This window comes from Macrococcus equipercicus (assembly GCF_004359525.2).
GTDB lineage: Bacteria > Bacillota > Bacilli > Staphylococcales > Staphylococcaceae > Macrococcus > Macrococcus equipercicus.
Genome location: NZ_SCWC02000002.1, coordinates 312,909 through 325,951, shown reverse-complemented (window position 1 = coordinate 325,951; position 13,043 = coordinate 312,909). Strand labels below are relative to the sequence as shown.

Here is a 13,043-nt window from a genome sequence, read left to right as displayed (position 1 = left end):
AAAAGACAGCATGTTTATGCTGTCTGTCATTATTCGATGCTATTTTCTGCCCCAGTACTGATAATAAGTACATTCAAGGTAGCCGTTGAAAAGCTTTCTTCTTTTCGTCGCTTTCCGGCCGACGAGCACTTCGAATTCCTTGTAGCTCGTCATAATGTAGAGTGACCACTGTGGATTGCGCTTAAGCAATTCTCCTAAATAAGTATACATCGCTTCCACTTCACGGCGTTCCCCGATTCGTTCCCCGTATGGCGGATTGCCGACGATGACGCCGCGTTCCGCATGTAAGTTCAAGTCATGGACATTCAGCTGCTTGAAGTCGATAATATCAGCAAAGCCGACTTCCGCCGCATTATTTCTCGCAATATCAATCATCTTAGGGTCGATATCACTGGCCTGAATCGCCACTTCTTTATCGTAGTCTGCCGCGTCTTCCGCTTTTATGCGTTCTTCATCATACATGCCGTCAGGAATAATGCTCCATTCCTCACTTGCAAAGTCACGGTTGAAGCCCGGTGCAATATTCTGCGCGATCATTGCGGCTTCAATCGCAATGGTCCCGGACCCGCAGAACGGATCGATGAACGGTGTAGCGCCCTTCCAGTTGGAGAGCAGTACAAGAGCTGCCGCCAGCGTCTCTTTCATCGGTGCCTCACCCTGCGCCAGACGATAGCCCCGCTTATGCAGCCCTGCTCCTGATGTGTCGATCGTCAGCAGTACTTCATCCTTCAGAATCGAAACCTCTACTTTATAGAGTGCGCCGTTCTCGGTCAGCCAGCCCTGCTTTTTGTGCGCTCTTTTCAGTCGTTCAACAATCGCTTTTTTGACGATCGCCTGGCAGTCCGGCACACTGTGCAGCGTTGATTTAACACTTTTTCCGGAGACCGGGAAACTGCCGTTCTCATCGATGATATCCTCCCATGGCAGCTGACAAGTATTATCAAACAGCTGATCGAATGTCACAGCTTTAAATCTGCCGACGACAATCTTCACCCGGTCTGCGCTGCGCAGCCATAGATTGGATTTGACGATAGCTCTTGCATCGCCTTTATACAGCACACGGCCGTTTTCTGTCTCAGTCTCATAGCCTAAAGCCTGTACTTCCTTTGCTGCCACTGTTTCTATGCCCATCGGTGTCGTCGCTAATAACTGATACATAATATTCTCCTTTATAATAAGTTTACATAATATTGTTATTATTATTTTTAAGTCAAAAAAATAAATTCTGCTTGTCTACCTACTATACCCGATAAACTGACAAATAAAAAAGCTCTCCGTAACGGGAGAGCTAACCTAGAAAGATATCTCTGTAAGCCATGTTCTGTTCCTTAGTACTGCTGGCGAGTCTAGTCACTCTCGTACGCCGGTGATAATCATCTGTCTGTATGTAACCATACCTCTTCTATACGTTCATTTCCGCTAGAAAAGTGCTCCTACCAAATTTGGATTGCTCACTCGAGGGGTTTACCGCGTTCCACCTTTTTTATTTCTAAAAAAGCTACGTCACTGTGGCACTTTCAAACTACTGAGACCATATCCAGGGACTTAGGTCTGGTCGTTGCCGTCAAATTAATGCCCTGGCTTATTGTTTCGCCAGGCACGATCACTACAGCCGTCTCAGGTCTGTGTGAGCATGGACTTTCCTCTATATACGATGTATATAGCGATTATCCGAGATATCTTCACAATTACTTTTCATTATAGCACATCATTTTAAAAAATACTATTTACCGAATACAGCTTTTTCAAGATTTGAGATTCTTTTCAGCAGGTCATAGTTATTGTGCTGCCCGCCAGTATCGGCTCTACCAGTGGCGACGCGGATTCTAAGATCCTCCACTTCACGTTTCAGTTTTTTATTTTCGTCCATTAATTTGATGAGCTGCTGATTAAGGTCACCCATCTTCTGGTAATCCGCGATTACCTCATCAAGAAAACCATCGACATCCTCCGGCTTGAATCCACGGACCATCGTTCTTTCAAATTCTTTCTCGTAAATATCTTTTGCCGATAATTTCAACGTTAAATCATCCATACGTTACACCTCATCCATTCTCCCATTGGTTACTTAAGTAGTCGTTTATGAACACTGACAGATCATCCAGTGAAATGATATCCATAGTATAGTCATTTTCAGCTGTAAAATCAACGAGTGTCCTCAGCGTATACTTCGGGCTCCCTTCCCGCTCATCGTCATACAGCACAAGCGCACCGTCCGTATTATTCACAATAAAGTGCGTTGCCGCCTTAAACATATAGCCTCCTTGATAGGGCTGCTCGAAGACAGTGGTGACAAAATCAGCGGCTCCGTGAATTTTCTGGTAGTACAGCTGGTTCTCTTCATTCCATTTGGAGGTATGTTCTAAAAAAGGGGTGATAATCGCAAGCTTCAGGCCATAATTTTTCTTCAGCCGTATGGCCGCTTCCGCTGCCCAGAGTTCCACACCAAGCTGCCCGCTGATAATGACCCATTCCAGTCCTTCTTCTGCATACTGCTTCAGCCGCTCCTGCAGGAAGAGCTTGATATACTTCACTTCAGGCTGGCTGTTCTTATATATATTCAGCTCGAACGGCTTATAGCCACTGACATACAAAGTCTTCATCACTTCGTCTGTCTTTCGATATAATGAAGGTCATGCTGGGCAGCCTTGAATTGGTCGATAAACATCTTTTTGCTTGTTCTGTCAAAGAAGCAGGATACCGACAGCTCCCTTATATGACTCACCAGCAGCTCAAGCTTCAGCGGATTCATCAGTCTGAGCGCGGTGATTGTTTCCTCGTACTGCATCAGTTCAGTCAAGTGCGCATCTATCCGCTCCGTGAACGGCTGGATATCGATGACGAAATTGAACTCACGGCCTTTTTTTGCTGCTTCGAACGTCGATTCGATCTCCGTCAGATCATCAATCAGAAAAATGATACATTCATGTAACATAGGACGTCACCTCACTTAAGTTATGGTAGAATCATCTATATCACTATAATACAAGAAAATCGGGATGATTTGGAATGGTAAACTATCCGAACGGAAAAAAACATACTACTAAAGACTTAGTTACAAAGCAGCAGAAACATAGTAAGATTGAGTATGGCAAACGAGGCATGTCATTTGAAGAAGCGATCGATAAGACGAATCACTATTATATCACGCATCATATAGCGGTCATCCACAAAAAGCCCACACCGGTGCAGATCGTCAAAGTGGATTATCCGATGCGCAGTAAAGCAGTGATCAAAGAAGCTTATTTCAAGACACCCTCAACAACGGATTATAACGGGATTTATCGCGGCAGACATATTGATTTTGAAGCAAAAGAGACGCATAATAAAACGAGCTTCCCGCTGCAGAATATCCATCTGCATCAAATAGAGCATATGGAACGGGTTGCAAAACAGGGCGGTATCTGTTTCCTCCTCGTCCATTTCTCAAGGCTGGAGGAAGTTTATCTGCTTCCTTTTGAGCGGCTCTCCGTCTACTGGAGACGGATGACCGAGGGCGGCAGAAAATCAATTGCTTTAACAGAAATTAAAAACGATGGTATATTGATACCATATGAGTATCAACCGCGGCTGGACTATTTAGCAGCCTTGAACTTGAAAGATGAGAGCGAGGAGTAATTCATGGCAACAACTAAGAAAAAAAGAAATAACAAGAAGTTAATACTTCAAATAATCGGTGGTGCAGTGATTGCAGCGGCTCTAGTACTCGTATTAGGCCTTATGTTATTCATTTATTATGCATGGAAAGCTCCGTCATTCAATGAAAGCAGCTTAAGGGACCAGCTTCCTACAAAGATCTATGACAAAAATAATCAGCTGGCAACAGTGCTGTACATGGGGCAAAAACGTGAAAGCGTCAAATTCGATGAAATTCCTGACCAGATGCGTGATGCGGTTCTTGCCACTGAAGATAACCGCTTCTATGAGCACGGTGCTCTCGACTTCAGACGTCTGGCCGGTGCGGTTATGAAAAATGTGACCGGCGGCTTCGGTTCACAAGGTGCTTCCACTTTGACCCAGCAGGTCGTTAAACGCTCATTCCTGACAGAGAAAAAGTCGATTGAACGTAAGGCGCAGGAAGCCTACCTGTCTTATCGACTGGAGCAGGAATACAGTAAAAATGATATCTTTACGATGTACATGAACAAAATTTATTATTCAGACGGCATATACGGTATTAAGACTGCGGCTAAATATTATTTCAATAAAAATTTAAGCGATCTGACACTTGCTGAGTCTGCTTATCTTGCGGGTCTCCCACAAATTCCGAATGGCTACAACATCTATGACCATCCTGAAGCAGCAGAGAAACGAAAAGACACAGTTCTTTATTTAATGAACCGTCATAACAGAATCACGAAAGCGGAGATGGAGAAAGCGCAAAATGAAGATTTGACGACTAACCTCGTCCATCGCACAACAGCAGACCGCAAGAATATCGATCAGAACGATCAACGCTATGCGTCCTACGTCAATGTCATCAAAGATGAGATCAAGAAAAACAATGCATTTAAAGGTAAATCAATCAATGATATTTTGACAAGCGGGCTCAGCATTTATACTAATATGGACATGAATGCCCAGCAGGTCCTGCAAAATAACGTCAACAATATGATCGCCTATAAAAATGATGACCAGCAGGCAGGTGTGACGATTCTTGATACGAAGACCGGAGGACTTGCTGCGATTTCCGGCGGCCGTAACTATATGGACGTTGTTAACCGCAATCAGGCGACTGATCCCCATGCCGTCGGATCTACCATCAAACCGATCTTAAGCTATGGTCCTGTCATCGAGAATGAAAAATGGTCGACTGACCATAAACTACAAGATCAACGTGAATATGATATTAACGGCAATATATTCAGAAACTATGATACACAGAACCACGGTATTGTGACGATGCGTGACGCGCTGCGTAAAAGCTATAACATCCCTGCCCTTAAAACATTCCAGGTCGTTAAAAATAATGCAGGTAACAACGCATCATATAATTTCGCGAAAAATCTAGGATTGAATTACAGCACAAAAGACCTCGGACCTGCCGAAGCACTCGGCGGCGGCGCTTCTGAGTTTTCACCGGAACAAATGGCAGCCGCGTTCTCAGCGTTCGGCAACGGCGGTCAGTATAATGAGCCGACTGCCATCAGAAAGATTGTCACTCAGGACGATGAAACGATAAAATTCACGCACCGCTCCGAAAAAGTGATGGAAGACTACACGGCTTATATGGTCACAGATATGCTGAAAGATGTCTTTGAGCCATACGGTTCAGCTTACGGCACTGGTATTCCAGGGCTCAATATGGCTGCAAAAACAGGGACGTCTACGTATGCAGATGAAACTTACCGGGACTACAATTTGCCGGATGATGCTGCGAAAGATGTCTGGATCACTGGATATACACCGCAGTATACGATGTCAGTATGGATGGGCTTTACTAAAATAGCTCCGGACGGTGTCAACTCATTCGTCGGTCACGATGAACAGGTGATGCCGCAGATTCTATTTAGAAATGTCATGAGCACTATCAGTTCGTATGACGGCGCAGATTTTGATAAACCGGCATCCGTCACAGAAGTCGGCAATGAACTGCAAGTCACCGGAACAAATCCTGATAACTCAGTGACGACAGACCCAAATCATTCTTCAACTGAATATCAAGTATCAACTACAGAAGCTGCGCGATCATCTAATGAACGTGCAGCCTCTGTTGCAACTGAGGGCCCAGTGACGGAACAAGCGTCAACGGAAGCTGAATCGGCGGAAAGTGTCACGATCGAGGCACCGACGACGGAAAAGACAACGACGGAACAAGTCACGATCGAGGCACGGGCGACGGAAAAGACAACGACGGAACAAGTCACGACCGAGGCACCGGCGACGGAAAAGACAACGACAGAACAAGTCACGACTGAGGCACGGGCGACGGAAAAGACAACGACGGAACAAGTCACGACTGAGGCACCGACGACTGAGGCACCGACGACTGAGGCACCGACAACGGAACAAGTCACGACTGAGGCACCGACAACGGAACAAGTCACGACGGAACAAGTCACGACCGAAGCACCGACGACGGAAAAGACAACGACAGAACAAGTCACGACCGAAGCACCGACAACAGAAGCCGTCATAACGAAAGCCGTTACGACCGAAGCCGCATCGAATTAATGATCAATACAGAAAGCGTCGGAAGGATATCCTTCCGACGCTTTCTGTATTATAGTATGCTATTTATTGTTTCTTTTCTTCCTGATTTCCATGACTGCCTTCAATTTTTTAAGTTCCTGTCTCATTGTTTTCATCTGTTGATATCTCATGAAATGGAATTTATCCTGTGAGAAGTAATCCACCCGCTCTATGACATTCAGCGGCTTATACTCAAGTGCTGACAGCGCTGCTAAATCCACTTCACGGTCATTGATCTCAAACATCATTTCGAGGAGTGCTGTGCGGTACGCAGCGATAAGCGCGACACCTTCTTCACGGTGAAGTGCTTTTTGATCCGCGAGTGCATCCAGCTGCTCTTCCTTCTCTAGAAACCATTCTTCACTCTGCATCTGTAATCACCTTCTTCCGTTTCCGGCCTTCTCTGCAGTCTGCAAGCAGTGGACATTCATGACACTTCGGGTTGCGGGCGAGGCAATGGTAACGGCCGAAGAAAATCAGCTGATGATGCGTTTTGTTCCAGCGCTCGCGCGGCACTTTACTGCATAGTGTCTCTTCGACCTGCGTCACACTGTCCTTCCACTTACATATACCGAGTCGTTTTGACACACGCTCCACATGCGTATCAACAGCCAGCGCGGGAACACCGAATGCGACAGAGACTACAACATTGGCGGTCTTACGTCCGACTCCCGGCAGTTTAACGAGTTCACTGTGTTCCCGTGGAATGTCACCGCCGTGCTGTTCTATCAGTATTTTGCAGAGCGCCTGGATGTTTTTCGCTTTGTTCCGGTAGAGACCGATCGACCGGATGTCATCCATTAGCTCTTCCACCGGGACTGCGAGATAATCCTCCGGCGTCCTATATTTCCGGAATAATGAACGGGTCACTCGATTGACAGCAGCATCTGTGCACTGGGCCGACATGAGCACCGCAATAGTCAGTTCAAACGGATTATCATGGAGCAGTTCACATTCCGCATCCGGATACATAGCTGCGATGACATCCAGCATCTGCATTGTCTTCTTCTTACTTATCATATGGATTATCTCCATTCACCCAGTCAAACACCGGGAAGTTCTCAATCGTCTTTGTCAGCTGTTTGGTCTGCTCGAAATCTTTCCGTACAGTTTTGGAGTCATCGACTGTTTTGACATGGCGTTTTTTCCAGTTCAGCAGGATGCGGTCTATATACTTGAAACTGAGCTTGTCATGGATAGTCGCTTCGTCAAGTGCGGCGTTGATCAGGTCGGTGGAATGATGGTCTGTATCTATCCAGTGCGTCAGCGTCTGCATCTCAATGGGTGTCAGCGGTCTGCCGAACTGGACTTCAAACCGTTCGAAGAGCTGACTGAAATCCAGCTGTTTCTGCGCTGTTTCATCACTGTCAGTTTGAGCATGCAGGCGGTCATCGAGCGGCTGCAGTGAGAAGTGTTCACTGTACTGACTGCCTGCCTGTCCGACAGAGACATGCAGCAGGTCTTTCTGTATCAGCCCCTGAATAAGCGCGGCCACCTCGTTCACCTCAAGCGTCGTCTCCTGCGCCATTGCTTCAAACGAGGGCATTTCGCTCGTCTCGTGATGAATCAGAATGAGCTTCAGCAGGACAGCTAACTCTGTTTCATTGATGGCAAGTTTTGGATAATATTTAATCAGCTGTTTTGGCACAGCCATCTGCTGGTTAATATACTGCATATTTTTCACCTACAAGAAAGAGGTTGAGACGTTCGTCCCAGCCTCTTTGTTTTTATGGATATAATCTGTTCAGCAATCTTGGGAACGGGCTTGTTTCTCTCACATGCTCTACGCCGGACAGCCAAGCGACGGTGCGTTCAAGGCCAAGGCCGAAACCTGAATGCGGCACGCTGCCGTATTTACGCAGGTCCGTATAGTACGTATAAGCTGCCGGATCAAGTCCATGCTCGTTAATACGCGTCTCAAGCAGCTCCAGATCATTAATACGTTCAGAGCCTCCGATAATTTCACCGTAACCTTCCGGTGCGATCAAGTCAGCACATTTCACTGTGCCTTCTTCCTCAGGATTCGGCTGCATGTAGAACGGCTTGATCTTCGTCGGGTAGTTGACGATGAACACCGGCAGATCATAATGATTGGCGATCGCTGTTTCATGCGGTGCACCGAAATCATCACCCCACTCTATGTCGTCAAAGCCCCATTCTTTAAGCAGCTTGATAGCTTCTGTATAAGTGATACGCGGGAAAGGCGCCGCCACTTTTTCTAGTTTTTCTGTATCGCGGCCAAGAATCTTCAAGTCAAGCGCACAGTTTTTAAGCACTGACTGGACGACGAAGCTGACATAGTTCTCCTGTACACGAAGGCTGTCCTCATGTTCAAAGAATGCCATCTCCGGCTCGATCATCCAGAACTCGATGAGGTGACGACGTGTCTTGGATTTCTCTGCACGGAATGTCGGCCCGAATGAAAACACTTTGCCGTGGGCCATCGCTGCCGCTTCCATATAGAGCTGACCGCTCTGGGAAAGAAACGCATCTTCATCAAAGTATTTCGTATGGAACAGCTCACTTGTGCCTTCCGGTGCACTTCCTGTCAAAATCGGCGGATCGATTTTAGTGAATCCTTCGTTATTGAAGAACTCATAGGTCGCCCGAATCACTTCATTTCTAATTTTCATCACTGCATGCTGGCGTTTTGAGCGCAGCCATAAATGACGGTGGTCCAGCAGGAACTCAGGACCATGGGCTTTCGGCGTGATCGGATAATCAACTGCCGCATGAATGACCTCAAGGCCGGTGACTTCCATCTCATAACCGAAATCTGAACGTTCGTCCTCTTTAATGATGCCTGTCACATAGAGCGACGTCTCCTGAGTAATCCCTTTCGCTGTCTTGAACAGCTCTTCAGCGACATTCTCCTTAACGACAACGGCCTGCATGAAGCCTGTGCCGTCCCGCAGCTGCAGAAATGCAATTTTACCGCTTGAGCGCTTGTTTAAAATCCAAGCACCAAGCGTCACTGTTTCACCGACGTGACTGCCGGCCTGATTGATTGTAATTTTCATGAGTTGTTCTCCATTCTTTTCTCGACAAATTGTTTCATTCTATCAATAGCTTCAAGCATTGACGCTAAATCCGTTGCGTAAGACAGACGGATATTATCCGGGGAGCCGAAGCTTGAGCCCGGTACAGCGGCTACAAGTGTTTCCTCCAGCAGCTGCTCGACAAATTCATCCGCTGACTCAAGACCACATAACTTGACCGTTTCGCTGATATTCGGATAAAGATAGAACGCCCCGCGCGGTTTAATGCACTGAATACCCGGAATCTCCATCAATTTAGGATAGATGGTCTCAAGGCGCTCCTTGAAGATGCTGTTCATCTCATCGATGAACGTCTCATCACCATTATATGCTTCGACTGTTGCCCACTGGGAAGGTGTCGTCGGATTACTTGTTGAATGGCTGGCAAGATCCGTCATCGCTTTGATGAGTGCTGCATCGCCTGCCGCATAGCCGATACGCCAGCCGGTCATCGAATGACTTTTTGACACACCGTTGATGACGACCGTAAGGCGCTTGATGTCATCGTTTAAACTCGCGATGCTCACATGGCTGCCGTCGTAGATCAATGTTTCATAGATCTCGTCTGACACTACGATGATGTCGTTCTTGACTGCAAAGTCTGCGATTGATTCAAGTTCTTCCCGTTCATAGATGACACCTGACGGATTGCTCGGTGAATTCAGAATCAGTGCTTTCGTTCTCGGTGTGACCACCTGTTCGAGCATTTCTGCTGTCACTTTATACTCCGTGCTTTCATCTGTAAAGACATAGACGGGCTTCCCGCCTGCCAGCACGACTTGTTCCGGATAACTCACCCAGAAAGGAATCGGTATGATGACTTCATCCCCTTCGTTCAAAATGGACTGGAACAAATTATAGAGTGCATGTTTCGCACCTGATGCCACCATGATCTCGTTCAGTTCATAATTCAAGTGGTCTTTCGCCAGTTTGTGCTGAATCGCTTTTTTGAGTTCAGGCAGCCCGCCGGCCGGTGTATATTTTGTTTTTCCTTCGTTGACCGCTTTAAATGCCGCTTCAATGATATTCGACGGCGTATTAAAGTCAGGTTCCCCGGCAGCAAGACCGATGACCGGTCTGCCGCTTGCTTTTAATTCATTAGCTTTCGCTGTAATGGCAAGCGTGGATGAAGGTCTCAGTTGTTTGACGCGGTTAGATAGTTCCATGAGTACAGCTCCTTAACATTATGATAACTATAGTTTACCAAAGTTAACTTGATTCTTTAAATCATTTATTGTTGACCGGCTTATTTTTCTCGATCCAGTCGATGAAGTCGTCTAATCTGCCCCGTCTGACTGTATACTGGTCAAGCACTCCATCAAAGACCTGGTGGTAGTGCGCCTCTACAATGCGGCGGTCCATGCATAGAATGATGCCGTCGTCCGTCTCATTCCTGATCAGCCGGCCTGCTGCCTGTCTGACTTTTGTAGCGGCATACGGCAGCTGATAGCTGTCAAAGCTGTCTCCTGTTTCATCCTGCATCAGCATGACCCGCTTATCATTCGGGTGAATGAACGGCAGACTGACAATCATCACGCATTTAAAGGCATCCGACTGATAGTCCAGCCCTTCATAGAACGACTGCGTGCCGAGCAGGATACCGCTGTCCAGCTGATTGAACTGAGTCAGCAGCTTATGAGGATTGGACTGAGGTGTCTGGACGAGCCGGACATGATCAGTCATCGCCTCCAAATACTGCTCCACTTCCATGATCAGCTGATAATTGTTGAACAGGATGAGCATCTTCTTATGACCGGTCGCTAAATAAGAAGTGATATATAAAATCACCTGCTCAATAAACCCCTGCGTCGACCGATGATTGAACACGGGCACGTCGTCAGGAATGAAGAAAGTGACCTTGTCACTCCGGTGCATCGGATTGAACGCAATGATCTCCCGTTCATGATGGCCGAGGAGCGGGCTTAAATGTGCAACGGAGTGGTCCAGCAGCAGTGAACCTGACAGCAGCACTAAAGACTCGAAATGACTGATCAGCTGTTTTGAAAACAGTTCCTCAAGCTTCCGGTCTTTGACATATATCGTCAGTGTTGTCTTATTAGCAGACGTGTTATAAAAAACGAGTCTGCCCTTATCAATCGCCTGCTTGATCTGCTGATAGATCTGCAGCACATAGCGCGACTGCTTTTTGACGATACGGCTGACAGGCAGCTGCTCTATGATTAAATGAAACTGCATGCATTTGGCCACAAGGTCATCCAGCAGCAGATGAGCGCCCAGCCGTGTGAAAGGCTGAGAGCTGTCATAGCTCAAGTCATCGAAAAACAGGTCATTGCAGCGTTCGATCTCCTGTATCTGCTCTTTCAGCTCATAGTGGGAGGCCATCAGTGAATCAATCGACAGCTTCGTCTGTACAGCCCTGTAGTTCGAGAATAACAGACCGTCCTCCTTAGACAGCTGTGACAGATTGTATTTGATGTTCTGGTAGCTCCATTCTGTAGACGTATGGTTCAATGCCACTTCCTGCAGCTGATGGCCTTCGTCGATGATAAGATGCTGGAAATACTTCGGAAATCCTTCGTAGCCTGAATGCAGGAGGTGTGAATGATTGGTCACACCGAGCATCGGCACAGCGATCGTTTTGACGTCCTGATAAAGATACGTATCCTGCTTCGGCTTATAGAGATTCCTCATCAGCTCAAAATAAATTTTGCGGCCGCCGTTCAAGTTCATGCGTTCAATATCACCGTCCTGCCCTGCAACGAGAAAGACCAGGAGCTGCATTTTCAGCAGCAGAATATCGTGATTTTCTTTTTTGTCAGCGAGTATGAATTTAACAAACTCAACAGAAATATAGTTCCGCTTACTTTTCAGCAGCACAAGCGGAAGTGATTGTCTCAACGTCTTTTCAATCTTAGCTGCGTCCGCATGAATCAGCTGCTGCTGCAGTGCCTTTGTCGCCGTCGTAAAGAGCACATTCTCTTTGTGAGTGAGTACATAATAGACGGCTGCCGTCAAATAGGCCAGTGTTTTGCCGCTGCCCACTTCTGCCTCGATCAATTTGACCTGGCTCGTCACCAGATTATCGTAGATGAGCTCTGTTAAATACAGCTGCTCTTTCCGGTAATTCAAGTCGTTGTCGGCTATGATCGCAGCATAAAATTGTGCGAGTGTCCCGTCAAACGTTCCTTGGACGAACGAACGGTCTGCCGCTATGTATTTCAATCCGGATGCTTCCGGCAGGTCATCTTCCGAACGGTGAGCCTCTATCAGCGGGAACAGCAGATGGTCGATGTCATTCTTCAGTCGTTTCGCCAGATGATACAGCTGAATCAGTGTCGTTTTCGGCAGTGAGGCTGCCTTATCCAGACATTTGATCAGCAGGGCCGCAGTCGCCTCTGCATCTGCAATCGCACTGTGAGCATCGTCAAGCGGGACATCAAGTGCTGCTGCAATGACACCCAGTTGATAGCTCGGCTGATCCGGATAGAAAATTTTGAACAGATCCACCGTGTCGATGGTATAGCGGGGATTGAACGATAAATTATTTTTATTGAACAGCTGGGTCAGAAAGTTCAGATCAAAGCTGATGTTATGGGCGACAAACACTTTGTTCTCCAGCCGTTCAAGAATACGCGGCGCCAGTTCACTGAATGTCGGCGCTTGTTCAAGCATCGCATTATTGATGCCGGTCAATGATTCAATAAACGGGGAAATCATTTCATCCGTATAAATGTAACTGTCGAAGCGTTCGATGACCCGGTTATCTTCCATGAGGATGATACCGATCTGGATGATATCATCAACGGCGGCATTATTTCCTGTCGTCTCTATATCAACAACGGCTAGCTGCAT

11 protein-coding genes, 1 other RNA gene and 1 pseudogene are annotated in these 13,043 nt (G+C 46.9%); 2 read left to right on the top strand and 11 right to left on the bottom strand.

Going from position 1 to position 13,043, the window contains the following annotated elements:
- Positions 1-39: 39 nt before the first annotated feature.
- The 5 genes from ERX35_RS04280 to ERX35_RS04260 all read right to left on the bottom strand — a co-directional run bounded on the left by ERX35_RS04280 (position 40) and on the right by ERX35_RS04260 (position 2,935).
- On the bottom strand, positions 40-1,158 hold the full coding sequence (locus tag ERX35_RS04280; protein ID WP_149458678.1) for a THUMP domain-containing class I SAM-dependent RNA methyltransferase: 1,119 nt from the start codon (positions 1,156-1,158) through the stop codon (positions 40-42).
- 147 nt (positions 1,159-1,305) lie between these two features.
- An RNA gene (rnpB, locus tag ERX35_RS04275) (RNase P RNA component class B) lies at positions 1,306-1,679 on the bottom strand.
- Positions 1,680-1,723: 44 nt separating this feature from the next.
- On the bottom strand, positions 1,724-2,035 hold the full coding sequence (locus tag ERX35_RS04270; protein WP_149458677.1) for a DivIVA domain-containing protein: 312 nt from the start codon (positions 2,033-2,035) through the stop codon (positions 1,724-1,726).
- Between the two features lie 10 nt (positions 2,036-2,045).
- Positions 2,046-2,603, bottom strand: a complete 558-nt coding sequence (locus tag ERX35_RS04265) for an SLOG family protein (protein ID WP_149458676.1) — start codon at positions 2,601-2,603, stop codon at positions 2,046-2,048.
- The gene (locus ERX35_RS04260) at positions 2,603-2,935 is read right to left on the bottom strand and encodes a DUF1798 family protein (RefSeq protein ID WP_149458675.1); all 333 of its coding nucleotides are present in this window, start codon (positions 2,933-2,935) and stop codon (positions 2,603-2,605) included. The genes ERX35_RS04265 and ERX35_RS04260 overlap by 1 nt, the downstream gene beginning before the upstream one ends.
- Before the next feature lie 74 nt (positions 2,936-3,009).
- Between ERX35_RS04260 and recU the strand changes: the two genes are divergently transcribed.
- Together recU and ERX35_RS04250 are read left to right on the top strand one after the other, a co-directional pair.
- The gene (recU, locus tag ERX35_RS04255; protein WP_149458674.1) at positions 3,010-3,618 is read left to right on the top strand and encodes a Holliday junction resolvase RecU; all 609 of its coding nucleotides are present in this window, start codon (positions 3,010-3,012) and stop codon (positions 3,616-3,618) included.
- A 3-nt stretch (positions 3,619-3,621) separates the two neighbouring features.
- Positions 3,622-5,697, top strand: a pseudogene (locus ERX35_RS04250) (transglycosylase domain-containing protein); the annotation flags it as partial.
- A gap of 536 nt (positions 5,698-6,233) precedes the next feature.
- On the opposite strand, the gene ERX35_RS04245 reads toward ERX35_RS04250, so the two are convergent.
- The 6 genes from ERX35_RS04245 to ERX35_RS04220 form a co-directional block, all read right to left on the bottom strand.
- Positions 6,234-6,563: a YpoC family protein gene (locus ERX35_RS04245; RefSeq protein ID WP_149458672.1), complete on the bottom strand. Its 330-nt coding sequence runs from the start codon at positions 6,561-6,563 to the stop codon at positions 6,234-6,236.
- The gene (nth, locus tag ERX35_RS04240) at positions 6,553-7,212 is read right to left on the bottom strand and encodes an endonuclease III (RefSeq protein WP_149458671.1); all 660 of its coding nucleotides are present in this window, start codon (positions 7,210-7,212) and stop codon (positions 6,553-6,555) included. Before nth ends, ERX35_RS04245 begins: the two co-directional genes overlap by 11 nt.
- The gene (locus ERX35_RS04235) at positions 7,202-7,867 is read right to left on the bottom strand and encodes a DnaD domain-containing protein (RefSeq protein WP_149458670.1); all 666 of its coding nucleotides are present in this window, start codon (positions 7,865-7,867) and stop codon (positions 7,202-7,204) included. The genes nth and ERX35_RS04235 overlap by 11 nt, the downstream gene beginning before the upstream one ends.
- Positions 7,868-7,919: 52 nt before the next feature.
- Complete coding sequence (gene asnS / locus ERX35_RS04230; RefSeq protein ID WP_149458669.1) at positions 7,920-9,212, bottom strand: asparagine--tRNA ligase; 1,293 nt, start codon at positions 9,210-9,212, stop codon at positions 7,920-7,922.
- Positions 9,209-10,396: a pyridoxal phosphate-dependent aminotransferase gene (locus ERX35_RS04225; RefSeq protein ID WP_149458668.1), complete on the bottom strand. Its 1,188-nt coding sequence runs from the start codon at positions 10,394-10,396 to the stop codon at positions 9,209-9,211. Before ERX35_RS04225 ends, asnS begins: the two co-directional genes overlap by 4 nt.
- 61 nt (positions 10,397-10,457) lie before the next feature.
- Positions 10,458-13,043, bottom strand: a complete 2,586-nt coding sequence (locus tag ERX35_RS04220) for a helicase C-terminal domain-containing protein (RefSeq protein WP_149458667.1) — start codon at positions 13,041-13,043, stop codon at positions 10,458-10,460.

Excerpts from the sequence above, each read along its gene's own strand:
- ERX35_RS04260 (WP_149458675.1), bottom strand. The coding sequence starts at position 2,935 with ATGTTACATGAATGTATCATTTTTCTGATTGATGATCTGACGGAGATC.
- ERX35_RS04225 (WP_149458668.1), bottom strand. The coding sequence starts at position 10,396 with ATGGAACTATCTAACCGCGTCAAACAACTGAGACCTTCATCCACGCTT.
- ERX35_RS04235 (WP_149458670.1), bottom strand. The coding sequence starts at position 7,867 with ATGCAGTATATTAACCAGCAGATGGCTGTGCCAAAACAGCTGATTAAA.
- recU (WP_149458674.1), top strand. The coding sequence starts at position 3,010 with ATGGTAAACTATCCGAACGGAAAAAAACATACTACTAAAGACTTAGTT.
- ERX35_RS04280 (WP_149458678.1), bottom strand. The coding sequence starts at position 1,158 with ATGTATCAGTTATTAGCGACGACACCGATGGGCATAGAAACAGTGGCA.
- asnS (WP_149458669.1), bottom strand. The coding sequence starts at position 9,212 with ATGAAAATTACAATCAATCAGGCCGGCAGTCACGTCGGTGAAACAGTG.
- ERX35_RS04270 (WP_149458677.1), bottom strand. The coding sequence starts at position 2,035 with ATGGATGATTTAACGTTGAAATTATCGGCAAAAGATATTTACGAGAAA.
- ERX35_RS04245 (WP_149458672.1), bottom strand. The coding sequence starts at position 6,563 with ATGCAGAGTGAAGAATGGTTTCTAGAGAAGGAAGAGCAGCTGGATGCA.
- ERX35_RS04265 (WP_149458676.1), bottom strand. The coding sequence starts at position 2,603 with ATGAAGACTTTGTATGTCAGTGGCTATAAGCCGTTCGAGCTGAATATA.
- ERX35_RS04220 (WP_149458667.1), bottom strand. The coding sequence starts at position 13,043 with ATGCAGCTAGCCGTTGTTGATATAGAGACGACAGGAAATAATGCCGCC.
- nth (WP_149458671.1), bottom strand. The coding sequence starts at position 7,212 with ATGATAAGTAAGAAGAAGACAATGCAGATGCTGGATGTCATCGCAGCT.